The organism is Streptomyces sp. RK9 (assembly GCF_045070545.1).
GTDB lineage: Bacteria > Actinomycetota > Actinomycetes > Streptomycetales > Streptomycetaceae > Streptomyces > Streptomyces alboflavus.
This window is the reverse complement of sequence record NZ_CP173705.1, coordinates 395,146-416,247: the sequence shown is the minus strand read 5'-3', so window position 1 is coordinate 416,247 and position 21,102 is coordinate 395,146. Positions and strand designations below refer to the sequence as shown.

Genomic DNA, 21,102 nt, shown 5'->3' with positions numbered 1-21,102 from the left:
AGCGACGCGAAAACGGGGCTCCAGGGATGCAAGGTACGAACACGGAGGAAGCGGCCGAGGCGGGCAGGGAACAGCATGCCCGCGGCGGCCGTGTCCCAAGCACGGGCGCCGGACCCACGGGACCCGGCGGGCCGGGCGCCTTCAGCGAGGCCGACGAGGAGAAGCAGCGCGGCGTCCGCCGGATGAAGCTGACCGCGACGGGCCTGCTGCTGTTCGTCGCCGTCGTGTACGTGCTCGCGAAGTGGGCGCAGAACACGGGCGCCGGGCCCTGGGCCGGATATGTCGCGGCGGCCGCCGAGGCGGGCATGGTCGGCGCGCTCGCCGACTGGTTCGCGGTGACGGCCCTGTTCCGGCACCCCCTCGGCATCCCCATCCCGCACACGGCGATCATCCCGAAGAAGAAGGACCAGCTCGGCGCCTCCCTCGGAGACTTCGTCGGCGAGAACTTCCTCTCCCGCACGGTGGTGCGCCAGCGCCTGCGCGCCGTCGGCATCGGCAGCCGTCTCGGCACCTGGCTCGCCGAGCCGGAGCACGCCGACCGCGTCACCGCCGAGCTGGCCACCGCGCTGCGCGGCGCCCTCACCGTCCTGCGCGACTCGGACGTGCAGGCCGTCGTCGGCGAGGCCATCACGCGCCGCGCCGACGCCCAGGAGATCGCGCCCGGCATCGGCAAGATGCTGGAGAAGGTCGTCACCGACGGCGGCCACAAGCGGGTCGTGGACCTGGTGTGCGTGCGCGCCCACGACTGGCTGGTGGCGCACGCCGACTCGGTGATGGACGCCGTCGAGGGCGGCGCCCCCGGCTGGACCCCGCGCTTCGTCGACAAGAAGGTCGGCGAGCGGGTCTACAAGGAACTCCTGCGCTTCGTCACCGAGATGCGCGACATGCCAGGACACCCGGCCCGCGGCGCCCTCGACCGCTTCCTCACCGACTTCGCCGCCGACCTCCAGTCCGACACGGACACCCGCGCCCGCGTCGAGCACCTCAAGCGCGAGGTCCTCGCCCGCGACGAGGTGCAGGACCTGATCGCCTCCGCCTGGTCCGCGGTCCGCCAGATGATCGTGGCCGCAGCCGAGGACGAGCGCAGCGAACTGCGCCTGCGCGTCCGCGCCGCCCTGCTCTCCCTCGGCCAGCGCATGGCCACCGACGCCCGCCTCCAGGAGAAGGTCGACGGCTGGGTCGAGGGCGCGGCGGTGTACGTCGTGACGACGTACCGCGACGAGATCACGTCCCTCATCACGGACACCGTCGCGAGCTGGGACGCCGAGCACACCTCGAAGAAGATCGAGGCCCACATCGGCCGCGACCTGCAGTTCATCAGGATCAACGGCACGGTGGTGGGGTCGCTGGCGGGGCTCTTGATCTATACGGTGTCGCGGGCGCTGGGCGGCTGAGGCCGTCCGGCCCGGGGGCTCGCCAGCGCGAGCAGCGCCGCCGTCGCGCACAGCGCCGCCGTCCCCACCCACACCAGGTCGTACGACCCGAACGCGTCCCGGGCCGCGCCGCCGAGGAACGCGACGGCTCCCGCGCCCACCTGGTGCGCGGAGTTGACCCAGCCGAACACGACGGCCGCGTCGGCGCCGAAGTACGCGCGGCACAGCGCGATCGTCGGCGGCACCGTCGCCACGTCGAGCAGCCCGAACACGACCACGAAGGCGACCAGCGGCGGCCGCACGGTCGCGCTGAGCAGCAGCGGCAGCGCGAGGAGCGCGAGGCCGCGCAGGGCGAAGTACGCGGCGAGCAGCCGCCGCGCGTCCCCGCGGTCGGTCAGCCAGCCGGAGGCCACCGTGCCCGCCACGTTGAAGATCCCGATCAGAGCCAGGAGCGAGGCGGCGGCCGTCATCGGCATGCCGTGGTCGTGCGCGGCGGGCGCGAAGTGCGTCCACATCACGCCGTTCGTCGACGCCCCGCAGATCGCGAAGGTCCCGGCGAGCAGCCAGAAGGGGCCGGTGCGGGCCGACCGGACCAGGACGCGCACGGCGCGCCGCGCCGCTCCCCGGACCGGCGCGGGCCGCGGCACGAACTCCCCGGCCCCGTAAGGCCGTAGCCCCACGTCCGCCGGATGGTCCCGCAGCGTCAGCCACACCAGCGGCGCGGCGAGCACGGCCGCGCCCGCGAGCGCCAGCGCCGCCGCCCGCCACCCGTACCGCCCCACCACCTCCGAAAGCACCGGCAGGAAGACGAACTGCCCCACCACGCCGGCCGCCGTGAGCAGCCCCGTGACCAGGCCCCGCCGCGCCACGAACCACCGCTCGGTGACGGTCGCCGCGAACGCCATCGCCGTGGCGCCGGTGCCGAGCCCCACCAGGACGCCCCAGTAGAGCGCGAACTGCCAGGCCGCCGTCATCGCGGTGGCGGTGAGCACGGCCCCGACGCCGACGAGGCCGAGGGCGCCCGTCGCCACGTACCGCATCCCGTAGCGGTCCATCAGCGCGGCGGCGAAGGGCGCGGTGGCCCCGTAGACGACCATGTTCACCGCGCTGCCCACCCCGATTGCGCCGCGCGACCAGCCGAGTTCGGCGTGCAGCGGCCCGACGAGCAGGCCCGCGAGGGTGGTGAAGGTGCCCGCCGTGACGATGGCGAGGGCGGCGGTGGCGGCGATGGTCCAGGGGCCGAGGGGGAGGCGGGGACTGCTCGGGACGGGGGCGGAGGGCGGCTTGCGCGGGGACATGGACGTACTGGACTTGCGTGGTGGCGTACTCGACGACGTACTCATGAACCGAGCGTCCGTCCGGCGGGGTGAGCGCGACGAGTGGCCAGATGGCCAGGGTGTGCAAGGATCTGGCCATGGCGACGCGAGGTACGACACAGGGGACCGATCCGGCGAGCCCGGACGACGGGCGCCGCCGAACCGTCGCCGTCCTCGTCCGCGACGGCGTCCTGCCGATGGAACTGGGCCTGGTCCACCAGCTGTTCGGCAGCGCGCGCGACGCGGCGGGCAACCCCCTCTACACGCCCCTGACCTGCGCCCTGCGCCCCGGAATGGTCGACACGGACGCCGACTTCCCGATCCGCGCGCCGCACGGCCCGGAGGCCCTGGCGACCGCGGACACGGTGATCGTGCCGGCGTCGCACCGCGAGGACGAGTCGCTGCGCCCCGGGACCCTGCCCGCCCCCCTGGCCGAGGCCCTGACCCTGGCTTCCTCCGCCCGCCGAATCGCCTCGATCTGCACGGGGGCGTTCGTCCTGGCCGCCGGAGGCCTCCTGGACGGGCGCAGGGCGACGACGCACTGGCTGTCGGCGGACCTCTTCGCCCGCGCGTTCCCCGCCGTCACGGTCGATCCGGATGTGCTGTACGTCGACGAGGGCGCCGTGCTGACCTCGGCGGGCGAGGCGGCCGGGGTGGACCTGTGCCTGCACCTGATCCGTCGCGACCACGGGGCGGCGGTGGCGGCGGCCGTGGCGCGCCGCACGGTGGTGCCGCCGCACCGGGAGGGCGGCCAGGCCCAGTACATCCAACGCCCGGTCGCCGAGCCCGAGTCGACGTCGACGGGCGCGGCGCGGGCCTGGGCCCTGACCCGCATCGCCGAACCCCTGACCCTCGCCGAACTGGCCGCCCAGGCCTCGATGAGCGTCCGCACCTTCAGCCGCCGCTTCCGCGACGAGACGGGCCTGACCCCGGTCCAGTGGCTCACCCAGCGCCGTGTGGACCGCGCCCGCCAACTCCTGGAGGAGACCGACCACACGGTCGACCGCATCGCGGCGGAGTGCGGCTTCGGGACGGGGGCGTCGCTGCGGGCGCACTTCCAGGCGGGGGTGGGGGTGTCGCCGGGGACGTACCGGGCGACGTTTCGGGGGCGGGACGGAGGCGAGGGTGCGGACAGTTGAGTACGCGTACTCAGGCCCGGCCGCGCCAGGACCGCCACTCTCGTACACATGAACGCACCGAGCCCGCTCCTGAACGTACCGACTGCGCGCCGGAACACACCGACTGCGCGCCGGAACGCGCCGCGCCCGCTGCGGAACGCGCCGCGCCTGGTGCGAAACGCCCTTCGCCCGCTCCGGAACGCGCCGCGCCCGGTGCGAAACGCCCTTCGCCCGCTGCGTGACCGGCCGTTCGCCGAGCGCTGGGCGACACGCCTGCTCGGCGCGGGCCTGGCCGCCGCCGCGTACCTCCTCTTCATCCCCTGGGACCTGCGCAACCGCGCCGAGACGCCGGGCGCGATCAACGAGACCTCACCGGTGACGGACACGGGCATCACGCTCGTCGTGGCCACCGTCCTGGCCCTGGCCGCCTACTTCGGCTTCCGCGACCGCATGCGCTGGACCCTCCCCGTGGTGGCCGCCCCGCCCGCCGCCCTCCTCTACGTCTCCCTCGCCACGCACGAGTCACCGGACGCCTCGATGTGGCCGGTGGCGTGGCTGGCCATGGTGATGGCGGGGAGTGGTGTGGTGCTTGCGGTGGCGGGGTTCGCGCGGCAGTTCCGGGGCGACGGGGTCTCCTCCTAGGCGGCCGCCTCCCCCCGAGCGATGCCCGGGACCGGAATCAACCGCGCCGGTCGACGACCACCCAGGACGCCAGCGCCACGCTCCCCGCGACCCCGAACACGGCGGGCCACGCCCCGACCTTCTTAGCAAGCGGATGCGACCCGGCGAACCCGGCGACGTACGCGACACTCAGCGCGGCGGCGGCCTTCGCCCCGGCCTGCCGCCGCCACTGCTGCGCGGCGACGGCCCCGGCCACGGCGAGGACGGCTCCGCCGAGGGGCCGCTTCTTGGTGAACCGGGCTACGGCGTACCCGCCGACGAGCCCGGCGGCGGCCAGGGGGGCGCTGGGAATGCGTCGCGTACGGGCCATGGCGTCAAAACCTCCGTCGTGAGTGCGATCGCGTCTGAGGCTACGCCGCGACTGATCGAGGGTTTTCCACAGGGGTCGGACTACTCGGTTAGATCGAGCGCGTAGGGCAGGCAACACAAGGGAAGGTGCCCGGAAAACCGCCTGTCGGAGGGATTTGCCCGTCGCTTGGCAGTTCGCTGAATTCGCCATTCGCATTGCGGTAGACGATGCCCACGCCGTATTCCGTCAGTAGTTGGCGTGTGTCCTCGCTTGGTATTCCCGGCGCGAGCACCATGCAGCGGATCGGCATGCCGTTCTCGATCCTGCTCAAGTGCATTCTGAGGTCCATGAGGTGGATCAGGGCGTCCCGCAGAGCTTGCCGCGAGTTGCTGTCTGCTGGCTCATAGATGGTGCGTTCGTTCTCGTCGAAGAGGGTGGCTTCCATCGCCTCCTCTACGCCTCTGACGTGCACTTCCAGTCGTCCGACACGGTGTTGGCGGTTGATGAGGACGTCGCTGAACTCGGTAGCTATCTTCTCGCGCTGGTAGGTCGCCCTTGCCGCCGACCGATCTCGTTCCCAGGCTTCCCGGAGGCGGGGTGGGGCCTCCGGGCGCCGTCTGGTTCCCGTCCGAACAAACTTGACTCTGGACTGGGTGACCGGCGGTATCACGTCACTGTCAGCCCGCTCGTATATTCCGAGTGGGCGCAGTCGAAAGACGATGACGTCGCGATCCTGCTGGGACTTGTCGCGTGCTTGCCTTATGACGTAGGGGCGTTCTTGATCTACCTCGAACGCGCCGATATATCGATGCGTCCTAGTGTCCGTGCCAGGTACTTTCCCGTGCCCGATGAAAACATGGAGAGTGCGGTCGTCAAGGGCGTGCTGGAGTATCGCGGCGTTTCCCGTACCGGTGGCCCCGGTGAACGTCTGGTTCCCCTCGGTCCCGGCTCCGGTGTACTCGAAGATGGGACCCAGCCGATCCTCTTCTCGAAGCCATCCGTCGCGGTAGCCGTACTGCTCACCTGACTTGATGTCGGAGTAGAGGACCACCGTCTTCTTCTCCACAGATGGGCAGATGCCGCCCTGCGGGCTTCCTCCCAACTCCTTGCGGATGTCCGCTCGCGTGAGGATGTCACCAGGTTGGAAGGAAGGAGCAACAGTTGACATGTGCACAGGCTAGTAGGCGGCGTTGACACGTAGCACCTCAACTCGCCTGAAGCGCCTGAGACTCTTCAGCGGTTGCCCGTGAAGCAGCAGGGCCTGCGGGATGATGGCTGCATGGATGGAGGAACGGCGGCGATAGTTGCCGCAGCTATCGGGGTGGCCGGTGCGCTGGGCGGAGCGGCGGTAGGCGGGCTCGCTAGTGTGCGAGGTGCGCGCATCGGCGGTGAGAAGGGTGTGGAAGCGGCGCTAGCTCAAGTGGATCGGCAAGCTGCAACGGGACACCAGCAGTGGGTCAAGGAGCAGCGGCAGCAGGCTTGTGCCAAGCTACTCGATGTTCACTCGGCGGCCGAGGACACTCTAAAGCGGGCGGCCGTTGCCATACGCCGAGGTGAGGAGTTCCCTGTTGCTGAACGGGATGCCTTCCGAGGCCAGGTCTCCGCCATGCAGTCGTGTACGAGCCAACTCGCCCTCTGGGGGCCGGAAGCCGTAGTGCTCTTGGCTCAGGTGCTGAGGGCGGCGACGGCTGATGCGGCACAAGCGCTGAAGCTCGCGGAGCAGGGTGCGAGCCAAAGGGCTGCGGAAGCGGAGGCCCGATGGCGGGACTGGTTGGAAAAGAGTGAGCACGTAACTGACGTGCGTACGCAGTTCCTTGACCGGGCGGGCGAGGTGCTTCGTGACCCCAACCAGCCTGTCGTCTAGAAGTTGCGACTCGCTACTCGGTCGTGCTTCCTGTGGGGTTCTCCTCTCGGAGGGCGCCCACGAAGGATTTCCAGGCGCCAGTGCCAACCGTGAACCAGGGCCCCAGCGCAGCTTTGGAGTCCCGCACGGCTATGTCGCCAAGGAGCGAAGCGACCTCCACGCACTCTCCGCCCATGCCATTGCTGTAACTACTCCTGCGCCAGCGGATAGTTGGAGGCAGCGTCATCGGGAGTGATCCTCCAGAGTTCTCTTGGTCAGCAGGGCTGACCGTTGTGGACTCAGGGCCAGCGCCCTGAGGTGGTCGAACGCCTTCGCGTAGAGGCCTACGTCTTGAGGTTGTTCGAGGTACACGGAGTCTGTCAGCCCTTCCCGATACACCACGTCCGGGTCCTCCTGCTCTGGGAAGCCGAGGACCGTGAACGATCCCGCGGTGGGGTAAGCGCCCGCGTCGAACGGCAGGACCTGGACCGTAACTGTCCTCAGCTCCGCCATTTCCAGCATACGTTCGAGTTGGCCGGCCATGACCTGACGGGAGCCGATGATGTGCATGAGCGCGCTCTGGTGCACGACGATCCACAGGTCCGGCGCGTTGTCGCTCAGGAGTAGCTCCTGACGTCGCATCCGTACATCGACCATGCGCTGTACGTCTTCAGGCGTGTGGTCGACCCAGGCGCGGCTCAGCTCCGATGCGTACGCGGGCGTCTGGAGTAGCCCCGGGATGAACTCGCCTTGGTAGGTGCGCAGGCTTGATGCTGCCTGTTCCAGGCCTACGTAGACGGAGAACCAGGAGGGTACGGCGTCCCCGTGGGCGTGCCACCATCCCTTCGTCTTTGACTCCTTAGCCAAGGACTTGAGGAGATCGCGCAGTTCGTCGGAGGTGGCGTAGAAGCGGCATAGGGCTTCGACGTCGGACGGTTGGACCCGGCCCTGCCCCGTCTCCATGCGGTTGACCTTCGAGCTGCTCCAGTCCAGCTCCTTGCCCACCTGGCTGCAGGTGAAGCCGTTCTCTTCGCGGAGCCTCTTGAGCTCGATGGCCAATCGGCGGCGGCGTGCGGTGGGGGAGCCTGCCATGTCAACTCCTGGTGCTGTAGCGGGTGTTCCATCCCATCGGAAGTGGCGTGAAAGGCCAATCACCCCATCGGGGGAATCTCTTTATGCATGTTGCATGGCGGGATGGGCGCTGCGAATCTGTCACTAGGAGTGATCGATGGTCACGCAGTGCACGATGTGGTGCGCAGGAGGTAGAGGCGATGATCAATGCCAGCGAATTCGGCAGGCGGGACCCCTGGGGTCGGTCCTTCACTGCAGACCCATCTGAAGTTGCAGTCCTGCGCCGAGCGGTGTGGATGAAGCTGACTCTGTGGGGGCTGCCGGAAGCCGTTGAGGCAGCTCAAATGTGTGTCACGGAATTGACCTCGAACGTCATCAAGCATGTGGGTCTCGGTACGCCAGTAACGCTCACGCTCTCCATGGCTGGCACCTTCGTCCGCATCGAGATGCTCGACCCTGATGCACGGGCCCTACCGACGCTCCTCGCCCCTGAGTGCGATGCGGAATCGGGGCGAGGCATGGCCCTCGTCGATGCGATGACTGACCATCGCTGGGGCGTCGTCCTTCGTGACGCATCCAAGGTGGTGTGGTGCGAGCTGGCGACGGACCTTGTCCCCTCGGCTAGCGACCCCGCAGGTCCTCGGGGGGCGCGGGTGGAAGGGCATCTTGCGCTGTATGGCGCAGAACGCTCTGGGCTGGTTTTCCGCTCAGGGCGTCTCGGCGTAGCCGTGGCGGAGGAAGCGGCGATCGATCTGATCGCCGACCTCCTCCACTGGCTCCAAGCTCATGGCTGTGACCCCGACGAAGCGCTAGATCGAGCACAGATGCACTTCGAGGCGGAACTGGAGGCGGAGAGCTGACGGAGTGGCCACTCCGGCTGGTCAGCTCGATGGGATCGACGAGTACGTCCAGACGTCCGCGGGCATCTCGTGCTCAAGTTCCCAAGTGATCGCCATGGGCTTGCTGCCCTCATGTGCGACGTAGCGCGCGGGTCCCAAGAGCATCCACGGCTCGGCGCCGCCGATGTCGGTGTTCTTGTAGCGGCGGACGAAGAGCAGAATGTGGCTTCCGCGCTGGACGTGCTCGCGGTAGCGGCGCCCCGGGGCGGAGTCTTCGGCGGTCGCGTTCTGCGATTCCCAGTGGAACCGGGTCGGACTCATCGCGTAGTCCTGATATCGCGTCGTGGGCGAGAACTCCTTCTCGTCCTTCTCCAAGGTGATGAGCAAGGCGTCGGTGCTGATGTCCTTCACCTCAACTACCCCTTGGGCGAAGGAGCCTGGCATCTGGCCGCCGAAGCGCGCCACGCCGAGGGCGGCGAGGATTTCGGATCGGTTGTACGAGCTGTGCACCTTCAAGGGGAGGTCGCTGTGCGCCCCCGCAAGAGGCAAGGGGAAGTGATCCGCGTGGGCGAGGCAGTGCTCAAGGACCTGGCGGAGTTCTTCGCGAACGGGCTTGTGCTTGAGAAGGTAGGAGAGCCCCGCCTGGTAGGTGGAGTGGCCACCGGCCTTGTCCCAGAGGTTGAAGAAGAGCATGCGGGCGTAAGCCTGCTCCCGCGGGGGCAAGGCGTCGTACGCGGGAGCATCGTCAGTGAGCAGCCGCTGGTAGGCCTCGATGCGTTCCTTGTCATCGACGTGAAGAAAGGAAGGGACGCGCTTCAGCAGGTCCAACTCACCTTCAGGTGCAGTGCCTTTGAGGAGCTTGGCGCCACGTAGGAGCTTGGTCCACGAGTTGCCATTGCCGCGGTAGATCTCCTTGATCTCCCGACCGCTCTCTTCCAGGTAGGTAGCCAGCCGCGACTCGCCGTACGTGGAAACTTCGCGGACGAGAGCGGTTGAGTTGACCTTGAGCTGCGCCTTGATATTGCCGATGATGGCCTGCTTGGCCTTGGGCTCCAAGATGATCTGACAGCGGGACGGCAACATGGGGAACCCCTGCTCAAGGCTGTTCAGCAGGCGTTTCCTCGTCAGGTTCGTCAGCGCCCGGAACTGATTCTCGAAGCGGAACTCCTTGCGGTGCTGGCCGATGAAGTCGAGGACTGTGAGTACGTCCTTGTCCGGTGTTCGTCGCAGGCCTCGGCCGAGCTGCTGCAAGAAGAGCGTGGCACTCTCGGTGGGGCGGAGTAGGAGCAGCGTATCGACGTCGGGGATGTCGAGTCCCTCGTTGAACAGATCGACAGAGAAGATGACTTGGATCTTCCCGTCCCTGAGATCGTCGAGGGCTTGCTTGCGCTCATCGCGGCGATTCTCGCCGGAGAGGGCGACGGCGGCGATCTCGTCTCTGGTGAAGCGCTCTGCCATGAAGTGGGCATGCGATACGGACACACAGAACCCGAGTGCCCGCATGGACCTCGGATGCGTGACCTTGTCGCGTACAGACTTCACGATCAGTCGGGCGCGTGCGTCGTTTCCGGTGAGTACATTGCTGAGCTGCCCGGAGTCGTATGCTCCGCGCTTCCACTCCACCGTGCTCAAGTCGGTCTCGTCGCTGATCCCGAAGTACCGAAAGGGGCTGAGTAGTTCGTTCTCCAGGGCCTCCCACAGGCGCATCTCTGCGGTGATGTGCCCCTCGAAGAACTCGTCCTGGATGTTCTTTCCGTCCATGCGCTCGGGTGTCGCGGTGAGCGCGAGGAGTTCCGTGGGTGTGAAGTGGTCAAGAATTTTTCGGTACGTAGGGGACGTACCGTGATGAAATTCGTCGATGACGATGACGTCGAAGTGGTCAGGAGAGAACTGCTCCAGCGTGCGGGAAGTGAGCGCCTGCACGCTGGCGAAGACGTGGTCCCACTGCTTGGGACGTTCGCTGCTGTGGAATGCCTCGCCGAAGGCCGTGTCGTTCAGGACGCGTCGGTAGGTGTTCCGTGACTGATCCAGGATCTCCCTGCGATGCGCGACGAAGAGTAGCCGCAGCTTGCGGCCTGCCTTGCGCGACAACTGCTCGTAGTCGAGCGCAGCCATCACCGTCTTGCCTGTCCCTGTCGCAGCGACGAGAAGGTTGTGGCGACGGCCACGGACTGCGCGCTCGACCTCCAAGCGCTCCAGCATGTCCTTCTGGTGAGGAAACGGGGTGAAGCCTATGCCGGTGAGTGTGCTGCTGCGCATGAACATCCTCGGTCATATGCGGACATGGCCGTGGTGAGAACCACAGCCATGTGGGTCAACCAACCGATTTTGACCGTTCTACAGCGAGCGCGCACGGGGGCTCGACGAAATGGAGCGTGAGCTTTGCGAACTCAGCGCTAACCCGCGCCATGACACTCCGCGTACGGCCTTCCTGTCCCACACCAGCATGCGGCTCCCGCCTCCGGCGGCCACCCCTCCGCCCGCCCCCGCGCGGCCAGCGTCGTCGCGTACTGCGGGAGCAGGGACGGGTCGTCCGCGGAGGTGCCCTCTGAGGCTGCGAAGGCCTCGTAGGAGGGGACCGTTCCCGTCACGATGCCCAGGTTCGGGGTGCCGGAGGTGGAGAGTTCGCGGAGGGAGGACTCTATGGTCGCCAAGTGGGCCTCGTGGGAGGGGTATTCCGTCGAGAGGGACGGGTACGCCGTGAGGAGTTCGGTGAGTTCTGTGGACGGCCAGTGCAGGACCGCCACCGGGAAGGGGCGGGAGAGGGCTTCGCGGTAGGAGCCCAACTCCGACTGGAGGCGGGCGATTTCGGCTCGCAGGTCCTCGGGGTTCTCGGAGCCGAGGGCCCAGACGCGCTTCGGGTCGTGGAGTTCGTCCAGCGGCACCGGCGTGCGGCCCGACGCCGACGCGCGCGTGCGGTGGACCCGGTCCGCCAGGCCGTCCCAGCCGTCGTGCTCCGCGCCGAGCAGGCGGCGTACGCGGTGGCGGCCGAAGAGGAGGGGGTGGGTCGGGTAGGGGGGCTCGGCGGGGGCCTCCGCGTCCGGCGTCGCGCGCAGCAGCCGCGTCAGCGCCTGCGTGAACGTCTCGTGCGCCTGGTCCAGCTCGTCGTGCGCCTCCAGCGCCTCCGCGACGATCACCCAGGGCGCCGCGTCCGCCGGCGCCGTGCCGCGCACGCCGTCGATGATCGCCCGCGCCTCCGCCTCGTGGCCGTACTCCCAGAGGTTCGCCGCCTTCAGCGCGCGGATCAGGGTCGGGTTCTCCGGCGGGTGCGACGCCGACGGTGAGAGCAGGCTGTCGTAGAGCGTCGTCGCGCGGTCGCGGGCGTCGGCCAGCTCCAGGTGGGCCGCGGCCTGCAGCAGCAGGTGTTCCGCGTCCTCCGGGTAGAGGCCCGCGGTGCGCTCCAGGCGCTCCGCTTCGGCGATGTGGTCGACGTGGTCGGCAGGCGTGTCGGGGCGCATGGGTGACACCGTACTGCCGTTCCCGGGGTGGGGTGTATGGGGTGCGGCCCGGTCGCGTCATCGCGCCTCCGGTTCGGCGCGGGTCCCCTTCGGCGCGGGTCCCCTTCGGCGTGGGTCCCTTCGGTGCGGGTCCCCTTCGGCGTGGGTCCCTTCGGTGCGGGTCCCCTTCGGCGTGGGTCCCTTCGGTGCGGGTCCCCTTCGGGGCGGGTCCCCTCCGGCACGGGCCCCCTCCGACGCGGGTCCCCTCCTGCGCGTGTCTGGTCTGTTGAGGGCCGCGCCCTTATCTTGCCGCTGCCCGGCCCGGAGGGAGGCGGTCCAGTGGTACGTCCAGCGCTACGTCCACGCGCGCGTCCAGCCCGGACACGCGTCCCCGTCCTCGCCCACGGGCGCCCCACCCGCCGCCGCCCCCTCACCCGCCTCCTCTGGTACGCCGCCGAAGCCACCCTCACCCTCGGCCTCGTCCTGCTCCTCCTCGTCGTCCACCAGCTCTGGTGGACCAACCGCCAGGCCCGCGCCGCGGCGGAGAGCAAGGTCGATTCCCTGGAGCGGGAGTGGGGGGAGGGGGAGGCAGACCGTCGGGAGCCTTCCCGCGGGGCCGGTGCCGTCGACGACCGCGGCGCACCCGGTGGCGACACCGCCGCACCCCCGTCCCGGGACGCCCCGGCCCGCAACACCCCCACCCTCGGCGACCCCGCCAGACCTACCCCCGACCACGCCTACGCCGTCCTCCGCATCCCCCGCCTCGGCCTCCGCGTCCCCGTCGCCGCGGGCGTCAGCAAGGGCGGTGTGCTCAACAAGGGGTACGTCGGCCACTACCCCGGCACCGCCCAGCCCGGCCGCCCCGGCAACTTCGCGCTCGCCGGGCACCGCAACACCCACGGCGAGCCCTTCCGGCACCTCGACCGGCTGCGCCCCGGTGACCGGATGACCGTCGGGACGCGCGACGCCGTCTACACGTACACCGTCGACAAGACCCTCGACCGCACGAGCCCCCGCGACGGCGGCGTCATCGCGCCCGTGCCGCGCAGCACGGTCAGGACGGGGCACGGGTACGACCGCGCCGGGTACTACCTCACGCTCACCACCTGCACCCCGGCGTACACCTCCACGTACCGCCTCGTGGTGTGGGGGAAGCTGACGTCCATGCGGCCGCGTTGAGCGGAGACCGCCCCGGCCACCGGCGTCCACGAGGCCGCCGACCGCGCCCGGGCCGACCGGCCCGATTAAGCTCCTGCCCCGTGATCAAGCGCCGCCCCCATCTCCTGTGGCTCCTCGTGCCCTTCGTGCTGTACGTGGGGGCGCTGCCCTTCGTCAATCGCGTACGGCCCCTCGTGCTCGGGCTGCCGTTCCTGTTCGCGTGGCTGCTCGTGGCCACCCTCGTCACGCCGGTCGCCGTCTGGCTCGCCTACCGCGGGGACAAGAGCATGCGGCGGCGGGTCTCGTGAACGCCACCATCGCCACCAGCATCTTCGGCGTCTTCATGGTCGCCACCGTCGGGCTCGGGCTGCTCGCCGTCCGGGGGCGGAGGACGGGAGCCGGTGAGAGCTCCCCGAAGGGCTCCCTCGCCGAGTGGTCCGTCGGCGGGCGCTCCCTCGGGACCGTGCTCATCTGGGTCCTCATGGCGGGCGAGGGCTACACCAGCTTCAGCTATCTGGGTGCCGCGGGCTGGGGGTACAACTACGGCGCGCCCGTGCTCTACGTCGTCGCCTACATGTCCTGCGGGTACGCGGTGGGGTACGTCGTGGGGCCGATGCTCTGGGCGTACGCGCGCCGCCACGGGCTGGTCGGCATCACCGACATGGTGGCGCACCGCTACGGGCGGCCGTGGCTCGGCGCCGCCGTCGCCGTGATGGTGACGGTCTTCCTGCTGCCGTACATCCAGTTGCAGATCACGGGCATGGGCGTCGTCGTCTCGACGATCTCGTACGGTGCCATCAGCCTCAACTGGGCCTATTTCATCGGGTTCGCCGTCACCACGGGGTTCGTGGTGGTGAGCGGTCTTCGCGGCAGCGCCTGGGTGTCGGTCCTGAAGGACGTGCTGGTCGTCGGCACGCTGGCGTTCCTCGTCGTGTACGTGCCGCTGCACTACTTCGACGGGTACGGGGACTTCCTCGACCGGGTCGTGCGGGAGAAGGGGGAGTGGCTGACACTGCCCGGGAGCGGGAACAGCCCGTACGGACAGGCGTGGTTCGCCACCACCACCTTCCTGAACGCCCTCACCGTCGTGATCTTCCCGACCACCGTCGCGGGCTATCTGGGCGCCCGCAGCGCCGACGGCCTGCGCCGCAACGCCGTCCTGCTGCCCGCGTACAACATCCTCCTCTTCGTGCCGATGCTGCTCGGCATGGCCGCCCTGTTCGTGGTGCCGGGGCTCACCGGGGCCGGGTCGAACCTGGCGCTGTTCAAGCTGGTCGTGGACTCGCTGCCCGCGTGGGTGGTGGGGCTCCTCGGGGTCGCCGCCGCCCTGTCGTCCATCGTGCCGATGGCTGTGTTCATGCTGGTCATCGGGACGATGTGGGGGCGGAGCGTCCTTTCGATGCTCCCGGCCCTGCGGGCGCCCGCGCGGCAGAAGCGCGCCTCGCAGACCGTCGTCGTGGTCGCGGGCGCGCTCGCGCTCGTCATGACGTACGCGGCGCCCAACACCCTCGTACGGCTCTCGCTGATCTCGTACGAGGGGATGGCGCAGCTCCTGCCGATGCTGCTGCTCGGCCTGGTCTGGCGGCGCCTGACGCTGGTGGGGGCCGTGAGCGGGCTCGTCGTGGGGGTGGCGATCGTGTGCGGGCTCGTCTTCACCGAGCACGACCCGGTGTTCGGCGTGAACGCGGGGATCGTCGCGCTCGCGGCCAACCTGGCGGTGGCGCTCGCGGTGTCGTACGCCGGTCCTGTCGACCAGGACAGCCGGCCGGACGGGGAGGTGCTGGCGCGCGATCCGGCCGACGGTGATCCCGCTGATCCCGCTGATCCCGCTGATCCCGATGCCCCCGGCGCCCTCAGCCCCGCGCCGGGCGACGCTCCCGCAGCAGGACGACGCTGACCGCCGCCACCACCGCGAGGCCCGCCGCCACCACCAACGCCGTGTCCGCGCCGTGCGCGAGGTCGTCCGGCGCCGAACCCGACGCCGTCGCCACCGCGATCATCAGGGCGACGCCCGCGGCCGAACCCAGGTAGCGCGCGGTGTTGTTGGCGCCGGAGCCCATCGCGGCCCGGTCGGCGGGCACCGACTCGACGGCGAGCAGCGGCAGGGCGGCGTTCAACAGGCCGCTGCCCACGCCGGAGATCAGCAGTCCTGGCAGGAGGCGGACCCAGGAGTCGGCCGCGACCGCGCCGAGCATGGTCAGCAGGGCGACCGCGTGCAGCAGGAAGCCGACGGCCAGTTGGTGGCGGGCCGGGACGCGGCCCGCGAGCCGCCTGGCCTGGAGGGCGACCAGGAGCGAGACGCCGGACCAGAACGCGAACAGCCAGGCCGCGTGCATCGGCGGGAGGCCGTTCGCGGCCTGGAGCAGCGTCGGCAGATAGCTGAACAGGCCGATGACGGAGAAGCCCGTGAACAGGCCGCCCGCGGTCGCGGCCAGGAACGGCGGGCGGCGCAGCAGGCCGAGGTCGAGCAGCGGCGCGGCCGAGCGGCGCTCCACGTACGCGAAGACACCGGTCAGGAGCACGGCCGCGAGGAGGAGAGCGCCGACGGGGGCGCGCAGCCAGCCGTCGCGGCCGAGGGTGAGCGCGGCGAGCAGGGCCACCATGGCGAGGCCGAGGGCCAGCGCGCCCGCCAGGTCGGGGCGGCCCGGGCGCGGCGCCCGGGACTCGCTGAGCGCGCGCGGCGCCGCGACGGCGACGGCGAGCGCGAGCAGGCCGAGCATGGCGTACGGCAACCGCCAGTCGGCGAGGGCGGCGATGCCGCCGGAGAACGGCGAGGCCACCGCGATGCCGCCGCTGACGCTCGCGCCCCACACCCCCATGGCCCGGATCCGCCCGGGCCCGGCCGGGTACGCGTGCGCGAGCAGGCCGAGGCTGCTGGTGAGGACGGCGGCGCTCGCCGCGCCCTGGGCGACGCGGGCCAGCGTGAACAGGAGCGTGGTGTGCGCGAGGGCGGCGAGGGCCGTGGTGAGGCCGAGCGCGAAGGTGCCGACGAGGAAGGTCCTGCGGCGGCCGTAGTCGTCGGCGAGGCTGCCGGCGACCAGGAGCAGGGCGGCGAGGCCGAGCGGGGCGCCGTTCAGGAGCCAGGCCTGCGCGGAGAGCGGGGTGCCGAGCGAGGCGGCGGTGTCGGAGAGCGTGACCGTCGGCGCGGCGTACGTCATGAGCGTGACGGTGGTCGCGGCGGCGGTCACGGCGAGGGTGGCGGCGGGGCGGCCTGGGGCCCGGTGAGCGGAGGGCAGCGTCGGGGATTCAAGTTCATTCATTGAACCTATGGTCATGTGGGTGACCGTAGCATTCATGGTTCAATGAATGAACCTCATCTCGGTAAAGTGGTTACAGTGGGAGGCATGGCTCTCGGCAAGGACTACGTGGCGCAGGACTGCTCCATCGCGCGCGCCCTGGAAGTCGTCGGCGAGCGCTGGACGCTCCTCGTCGTCCGCGACGCGCTCTACGGAGTGCGGCGCTACAACGACTTCCTCGTCCACCTCGGCATCCCGCGCGCGGTCCTCGCCGCCCGCCTCCAGTCGCTCACCGACGCCGGCGTCCTGGAGAAGCGCCCCTGCCCGGAGGCCCCCCGCCGCCACGAGTACGTGCTGACCGAACGCGGCCGCGCCCTCTGGCCGACCGTGCGCGCCCTCGCCGTCTGGGGCCGCGACACCTTCGCCGACGGCAAGCCGCTGCGCTACTACCGGCACGCCGACTGCGGCACCGAACTCGGCCTCGCCGGGGAGTGCCCGGCCTGCGGCGGTCTCGTACCGCTGGAGGACGTGGAGGTGCTGCCGGGCCCCGGGCTCGATCCGGACCCGGCCGATCCGGTCAGCCGGGCGATGCTCGGACCCCGCAGGCTCCTTCAGCCCGTCCGGATCGATCCTGTATAAACGGCAGCAGGACATGTGAGCGAATGACTGAACGGACGGCGAGGGGAGGTGGCGACGTGGTCAAGGATCTGACCAAGCGCGTGCTCGGCAAGTGGCTCGCTCCGCTGCGCCCCGCCGCCCTGGTCCTCTTCCTCCTCGTCGAGACCGTCCTCGCCGACACCGGCAGCCTCTCCGCCGCCGTCGCGCTCGCCGCGACCGCCGCCGCGGGCTCCGCCCTCGCCCTGTGCTCGCTGCTCGCCGCGCGCTGTGCGCCCGCCGTGCCGCGCACCAGGGTGCGCACCGCCATCCGCGACCGTGAGCAACGCACCGCGTTCCTGCCCCAGCGCGACCCCGACGCCCGCGGCCGCACCCGGCCACGAGCACCCGGCCGTGCCCTCCTGACGGCCGCGTAGGGGAATCCCGGGCTTCCCGGCTCCTTCGGACTCGCAGCGTTCCCACGAGTCCGGCTCCCTGACCCCGCGCGGGTCGTCATGCCGACGCACACGCCTCCCCCCGAGGCATTCCCGGCACGACGAGACCCCCGGAGGGCTCACCCATGTCTTTCTTCGCCGGCCTGGTGGCCGACCTCGCCGACCTGCTCGCGCCGCTGTTCCACGGCTCGGCGATGGCCGCCGCCATCGTCGCCGTCACCATCTGCGTACGCCTGCTCGTCCATCCGCTGTCCCGGGCCGCCGCGCGCGGCCAGAAGGCGCGCGCCAAGCTCTCGCCGCAGATCGCCGCGCTGCGCAAGAAGCACGCCAAGAACCCGGAGAAGTTCCAGAAGGCCCTGATGGAGCTGCACCGCAAGGAGCAGGTGTCCCCGCTGGCCGGCTGCCTGCCGGGCCTCTTCCAACTGCCCGCCTTCTTCCTGCTCTACCACCTGTTCTCCAGCTCCGACATCGGCGGCAAGGCCAACGAACTCCTCGACCACAAGCTGTTCGCGGCACCGCTCGGCGGCCGCTTCGCCGACGCGCTCGGCGACGGCGGCCTCCTCGGCGCGGCCGGGCTGCTCTACCTCGCCCTCTTCGCCCTCGTCGCCGCCGTCGCGACCTTCAACTACCGGCGTACGAAGCGACAGCTCGCCGCGAACCCGCCGGCCGCGCCCGGGGCGCCCGGCGCCGAGCAGGTGCCCGGCGCGGGGGCCATGGCCGCCATGACCAAGTTCATGCCGCTGATGTCCTTCATGACCCTGTTCACCGTGGCCGTGGTGCCGCTCGCGGCCGCGCTGTACGTCGTGACCAGCACGACGTGGAGCGCCGTCGAGCGGGCCGTGCTGTACCGGGACATGCCGACCGGGGCCGGTGCGATGGGGGCGGCCGCCGTGATGTGACCGCCCCCGTGCACGGGATGTGACGGTCCAGTACGTGAACGGGGTCTTGCGGAGCGGACAATCAGCTTGGAGGATCGACCAACCTCCGATGCCGCATCCATCGGCCGGGCCCAGCGCGACCAGAGGGAGTCAGACCATGAAGCTGCTGCGAGTCGGTACGGCGGGCGCCGAGCGTCCGGCGCTGCTCGACGCCGAGGGCACCCTGCGCGACCTGTCCGGCACGGTCGCCGACATCGACGGCGCGCTGCTCGCCGACGACGCCGCGCTCGCCCGCGTCCGCGCCGCCGCCGACGCGGGCACGCTGCCCGTCCTCGACCCGGCCGGACTGCGGGTGGGGCCGCCGCTCGCCCGCATAGGCAAGGTCGTGTGCATCGGCCTGAACTACCACGACCACGCGGCCGAGACCGGCGCCGAGCCGCCCGCCGAGCCCGTGGTGTTCTTCAAGGCGGCGGACACCGTCGTCGGCCCCGACGACACCGTGCTCGTACCGCGCGGCTCGGTGAAGACCGACTGGGAGGTCGAGCTCGCGGTCGTCATCGGGCGCACCGCCCGCTATCTGGAGTCGCACGAGGAGGCGCTCGCGCACGTCGCGGGGTACGCGGTCGCGCACGACGTCTCCGAGCGCGAGTTCCAGATCGAGCGCGGCGGCACCTGGGACAAGGGCAAGAACTGCGAGACCTTCAACCCGCTCGGCCCCTGGCTCGTCACCGCCGACGAGGTGGCGGACCCGCAGGCCCTCGGCCTCCGCCTGTGGGTCAACGGCGAGCTGAAGCAGGACGGGACGACGGCCCAGCAGATCTTCCCGGTCGCGGAAGTGGTCCGCTACGTCAGCCAGTTCATGACGCTCTACCCGGGCGACGTGATCAACACGGGTACGCCGGCCGGGGTCGCCCTCGGGCAGCCCGAGCCGAAGCCGTATCTGCGGGCCGGGGACGTGGTGGAGCTGGAGATCGACGGCCTGGGGCGGCAGCGACAGGAGCTGAAGGGGGCCTGACGTCCGGCCGGGTCCGGTACGGCCGGCCGGACCCGCGGGTGGTCGGTGACCTCCCGCGGGCGTAGGCCAATGGGGGAAGCGGTGAGCGTGTCTCCCCTTAGTTTTGTCTTAATTACGCATATTTCCGAGTATGCGAAGAAAACGTTCAGCGTATGTGGCGGCGGCAGTCACCGTCGCGGCCGCCGCCATCGTCGGCGGCCTGGCCGGTCTTGGTGTCGCCGATCCCTTGCCCGGCGGGCTCGGCCCCTGCAAGGGCGCGGCCTGCCCGGAGAACGGGTATCCGGAGGTGAACAACGGCCCGGTGGCGGGCCGGGACGAGAACATCAACGTCTTCGTCGGCGAGAACATGCTGGTGCGCGAGGCGGCCGCCGAGGCCGAGGGCAAGGTCGTCGTCCTCGGCGAGTTCGACCAGAACAAGCGCGCCGGCGCCTCGCAGGTCTACAACGTGGGCGTCGCCGGTGTCGGCTCCCGGGTGCCGCCGCCCAACGGCTCGGACTTCCTGACGGTCGGCGGTGACCTGACGGTCGCCTCGGGGCAGCGGCTGCTCGCCGAGGAGGGCAGCGTCTCCGGAGTGGTGCGGTACGGCGGGGCCGTCCTCAGCGGCCAGGTCATCCCCAGGCCGGTGTACGACGCCAACGCGACCGACAAGTACGCGATGCTGCCCGGCCAGCTGACCGAGGCCAGCCAGTGCTACGCGTACGAGAACGGCTCGCCCCGCGACGCCACCGGCACGGCGGTCAACAACGGCAGCGAGACCGTCTTCACCGGCGACGGCACCTCCAAGATCCAGGTCTTCAACGTGGACTTCGACATGGTCAGCCGCACCGGCGGCGACCAGGGCATCTCGTTCCGGAACATCCCGGCCGACGCCACCGTCCTCGTCAACCTCGTCGGCGACGCCCGCACGGTGCGCACCTACAGCGGCCTGCTGTCCGGCGTCAGCCGCGAGAAGCTGCTGTGGAACGTGCCGGACGCCTCCTCGGTGCGGTTCGGGGGCAGCGGGCAGTTCCAGGGGAGCGTGCTCGTGGGGTCGCCCGGCAGCTCGACGACGGTGACGCTGCCCGGGATGAACGGGCGCTTCTTCACGGTGGGTTCGCTGACCCACACCTCGCTGGCCGGGGGCGGCCAGGAGATTCACGCGTACCCGTTCACGGGCGACCTGCCGTCGTGCACGGCGCCGTCCCCCTCGCCGTCGGACAGCGACGGGCCAAGTCCGTCCCCGTCGGACAGCGATGGCCCGAGTCCCTCGCCGTCGGACAGTGACGGCCCGAGCCCGTCCCCGTCGGACAGTGACGGGCCCAGTCCCTCGCCGTCGGACAGTGACGGCCCGAGTCCGTCCCCCTCGGACAGCGATGGCCCGAGTCCGTCTCCCTCGGACAGCGATGGCCCGAGCCCCTCGCCGTCGGACAGCGATGGGCCGTCCCCCTCGCCGTCGGACAGCGACGGCCCGAGTCCGTCCCCCTCCGACAGTGACGGGCCCAGCCCTTCGCCGTCGGACAGCGACGGCCCCAGTCCGTCCCCGTCGGAGAGCGACGGGCCGAGCCCGTCCCCGTCCGACTCGCCCACGCACCCCCACCCGCAGCCCAGCCCCAGCAAGAGCGACGAGATGGCCCACACCGGCACCTCGTCCGGTGAGCTGGCGCTCGTGGGCGCGATCGCCGCGGCCCTCGTCGGCACCGGTGTCGGGTTCGTGGTGATGATCCGCCGCCGCGCCGAGGACCAGATGGACTGATCCGGACGGCTGACCGCTGACAGGAACGACCGCCCCGCGCCATGACGGCGCGGGGCGGTCGTCGTCC

19 protein-coding genes and 1 pseudogene are annotated in these 21,102 nt (G+C 70.5%); 12 read left to right on the top strand and 8 right to left on the bottom strand.

The genetic code is table 11. The annotated features are described in order from the left end of the window. The first annotated feature begins 26 nt into the window (after positions 1 to 26). Positions 27 to 1,394: a DUF445 domain-containing protein gene (locus AB6L24_RS39320; protein WP_405664291.1), complete on the top strand. Its 1,368-nt coding sequence runs from the start codon at positions 27 to 29 to the stop codon at positions 1,392 to 1,394. On the opposite strand, the gene AB6L24_RS39315 is transcribed toward AB6L24_RS39320, so the two are convergent. Next, positions 1,364 to 2,671, bottom strand: coding sequence for an MFS transporter (locus tag AB6L24_RS39315; protein ID WP_405664289.1), 1,308 nt, complete (start codon positions 2,669 to 2,671; stop codon positions 1,364 to 1,366). The genes AB6L24_RS39320 and AB6L24_RS39315 overlap by 31 nt on opposite strands. Before the next feature lie 89 nt (positions 2,672 to 2,760). Here AB6L24_RS39315 and AB6L24_RS39310 point away from each other — a divergent pair, with 89 nt between their 5' ends. Together AB6L24_RS39310 and AB6L24_RS39305 are read left to right on the top strand one after the other, a co-directional pair. After that, on the top strand, positions 2,761 to 3,828 hold the full coding sequence (locus AB6L24_RS39310; protein WP_405664533.1) for a GlxA family transcriptional regulator: 1,068 nt from the start codon (positions 2,761 to 2,763) through the stop codon (positions 3,826 to 3,828). A gap of 192 nt (positions 3,829 to 4,020) precedes the next feature. Beyond that, positions 4,021 to 4,449, top strand: coding sequence for a hypothetical protein (locus AB6L24_RS39305; RefSeq protein WP_405664287.1), 429 nt, complete (start codon positions 4,021 to 4,023; stop codon positions 4,447 to 4,449). Between the two features lie 37 nt (positions 4,450 to 4,486). Here the strand turns inward: AB6L24_RS39305 and AB6L24_RS39300 are convergent, their stop codons facing one another. The 4 genes from AB6L24_RS39300 to AB6L24_RS39285 form a co-directional block, all read right to left on the bottom strand. Continuing rightward, positions 4,487 to 4,798, bottom strand: a complete 312-nt coding sequence (locus AB6L24_RS39300; protein WP_405664285.1) for a hypothetical protein — start codon at positions 4,796 to 4,798, stop codon at positions 4,487 to 4,489. A gap of 88 nt (positions 4,799 to 4,886) precedes the next feature. Beyond that, positions 4,887 to 5,945 (bottom strand): hypothetical protein, encoded by a 1,059-nt coding sequence (locus tag AB6L24_RS39295; RefSeq protein ID WP_405664283.1) that lies wholly within the window; start codon positions 5,943 to 5,945, stop codon positions 4,887 to 4,889. Positions 5,946 to 6,654: 709 nt separating this feature from the next. Next, the gene (locus AB6L24_RS39290) at positions 6,655 to 6,867 is read right to left on the bottom strand and encodes a DUF397 domain-containing protein (protein WP_405664281.1); all 213 of its coding nucleotides are present in this window, start codon (positions 6,865 to 6,867) and stop codon (positions 6,655 to 6,657) included. Further along, positions 6,864 to 7,712: a helix-turn-helix domain-containing protein gene (locus AB6L24_RS39285; RefSeq protein ID WP_405664279.1), complete on the bottom strand. Its 849-nt coding sequence runs from the start codon at positions 7,710 to 7,712 to the stop codon at positions 6,864 to 6,866. The genes AB6L24_RS39290 and AB6L24_RS39285 overlap by 4 nt, the downstream gene beginning before the upstream one ends. 179 nt (positions 7,713 to 7,891) lie before the next feature. On the opposite strand from AB6L24_RS39285, the gene AB6L24_RS39280 reads away from it, so the two are divergent. Continuing rightward, entirely contained in the window at positions 7,892 to 8,551 is a 660-nt protein-coding gene (locus AB6L24_RS39280) for an ATP-binding protein (protein ID WP_405664277.1), read from the top strand. 21 nt (positions 8,552 to 8,572) lie between these two features. On the opposite strand, the pseudogene AB6L24_RS39275 reads toward AB6L24_RS39280, so the two are convergent. Continuing rightward, positions 8,573 to 10,783, bottom strand: a pseudogene (locus AB6L24_RS39275) (DUF3427 domain-containing protein); the annotation flags it as partial. 143 nt (positions 10,784 to 10,926) lie between these two features. Continuing rightward, positions 10,927 to 11,988 carry an SEC-C metal-binding domain-containing protein gene (locus tag AB6L24_RS39270; protein WP_405664275.1) on the bottom strand — a complete coding sequence of 354 codons (1,062 nt, stop codon included), beginning with the start codon at positions 11,986 to 11,988 and terminating at the stop codon, positions 10,927 to 10,929. A 318-nt stretch (positions 11,989 to 12,306) separates the two neighbouring features. Here AB6L24_RS39270 and AB6L24_RS39265 point away from each other — a divergent pair, with 318 nt between their 5' ends. The 3 genes from AB6L24_RS39265 to AB6L24_RS39255 all read left to right on the top strand — a co-directional run bounded on the left by AB6L24_RS39265 (position 12,307) and on the right by AB6L24_RS39255 (position 15,022). Beyond that, the gene (locus AB6L24_RS39265) at positions 12,307 to 13,146 is read left to right on the top strand and encodes a class E sortase (RefSeq protein ID WP_405664273.1); all 840 of its coding nucleotides are present in this window, start codon (positions 12,307 to 12,309) and stop codon (positions 13,144 to 13,146) included. A gap of 80 nt (positions 13,147 to 13,226) precedes the next feature. Further along, complete coding sequence (locus AB6L24_RS39260; RefSeq protein ID WP_380854740.1) at positions 13,227 to 13,433, top strand: DUF3311 domain-containing protein; 207 nt, start codon at positions 13,227 to 13,229, stop codon at positions 13,431 to 13,433. After that, the gene (locus AB6L24_RS39255) at positions 13,430 to 15,022 is read left to right on the top strand and encodes a sodium:solute symporter (protein WP_405664270.1); all 1,593 of its coding nucleotides are present in this window, start codon (positions 13,430 to 13,432) and stop codon (positions 15,020 to 15,022) included. The genes AB6L24_RS39260 and AB6L24_RS39255 overlap by 4 nt, the downstream gene beginning before the upstream one ends. On the opposite strand, the gene AB6L24_RS39250 is transcribed toward AB6L24_RS39255, so the two are convergent. Beyond that, on the bottom strand, positions 14,979 to 16,385 hold the full coding sequence (locus tag AB6L24_RS39250) for an MFS transporter (RefSeq protein WP_405664268.1): 1,407 nt from the start codon (positions 16,383 to 16,385) through the stop codon (positions 14,979 to 14,981). The genes AB6L24_RS39255 and AB6L24_RS39250 overlap by 44 nt on opposite strands. 84 nt (positions 16,386 to 16,469) lie before the next feature. On the opposite strand from AB6L24_RS39250, the gene AB6L24_RS39245 reads away from it, so the two are divergent. From AB6L24_RS39245 to AB6L24_RS39225, 5 genes are all read left to right on the top strand, one after another. Beyond that, positions 16,470 to 17,000: a winged helix-turn-helix transcriptional regulator gene (locus AB6L24_RS39245; protein ID WP_405664266.1), complete on the top strand. Its 531-nt coding sequence runs from the start codon at positions 16,470 to 16,472 to the stop codon at positions 16,998 to 17,000. A 23-nt stretch (positions 17,001 to 17,023) separates the two neighbouring features. After that, positions 17,024 to 17,392 (top strand): DUF6412 domain-containing protein, encoded by a 369-nt coding sequence (locus AB6L24_RS39240; protein WP_405664264.1) that lies wholly within the window; start codon positions 17,024 to 17,026, stop codon positions 17,390 to 17,392. Between the two features lie 143 nt (positions 17,393 to 17,535). Next, positions 17,536 to 18,309: a YidC/Oxa1 family membrane protein insertase gene (locus tag AB6L24_RS39235; RefSeq protein ID WP_405664262.1), complete on the top strand. Its 774-nt coding sequence runs from the start codon at positions 17,536 to 17,538 to the stop codon at positions 18,307 to 18,309. Positions 18,310 to 18,445: 136 nt separating this feature from the next. Further along, positions 18,446 to 19,303, top strand: coding sequence for a fumarylacetoacetate hydrolase family protein (locus AB6L24_RS39230; RefSeq protein WP_030358294.1), 858 nt, complete (start codon positions 18,446 to 18,448; stop codon positions 19,301 to 19,303). Positions 19,304 to 19,457: 154 nt separating this feature from the next. Continuing rightward, a complete protein-coding gene (locus AB6L24_RS39225; RefSeq protein ID WP_405664260.1) occupies positions 19,458 to 21,035 on the top strand; it encodes a choice-of-anchor A family protein in 1,578 nt (525 codons plus the stop codon). Positions 21,036 to 21,102 lie beyond the last annotated feature (67 nt).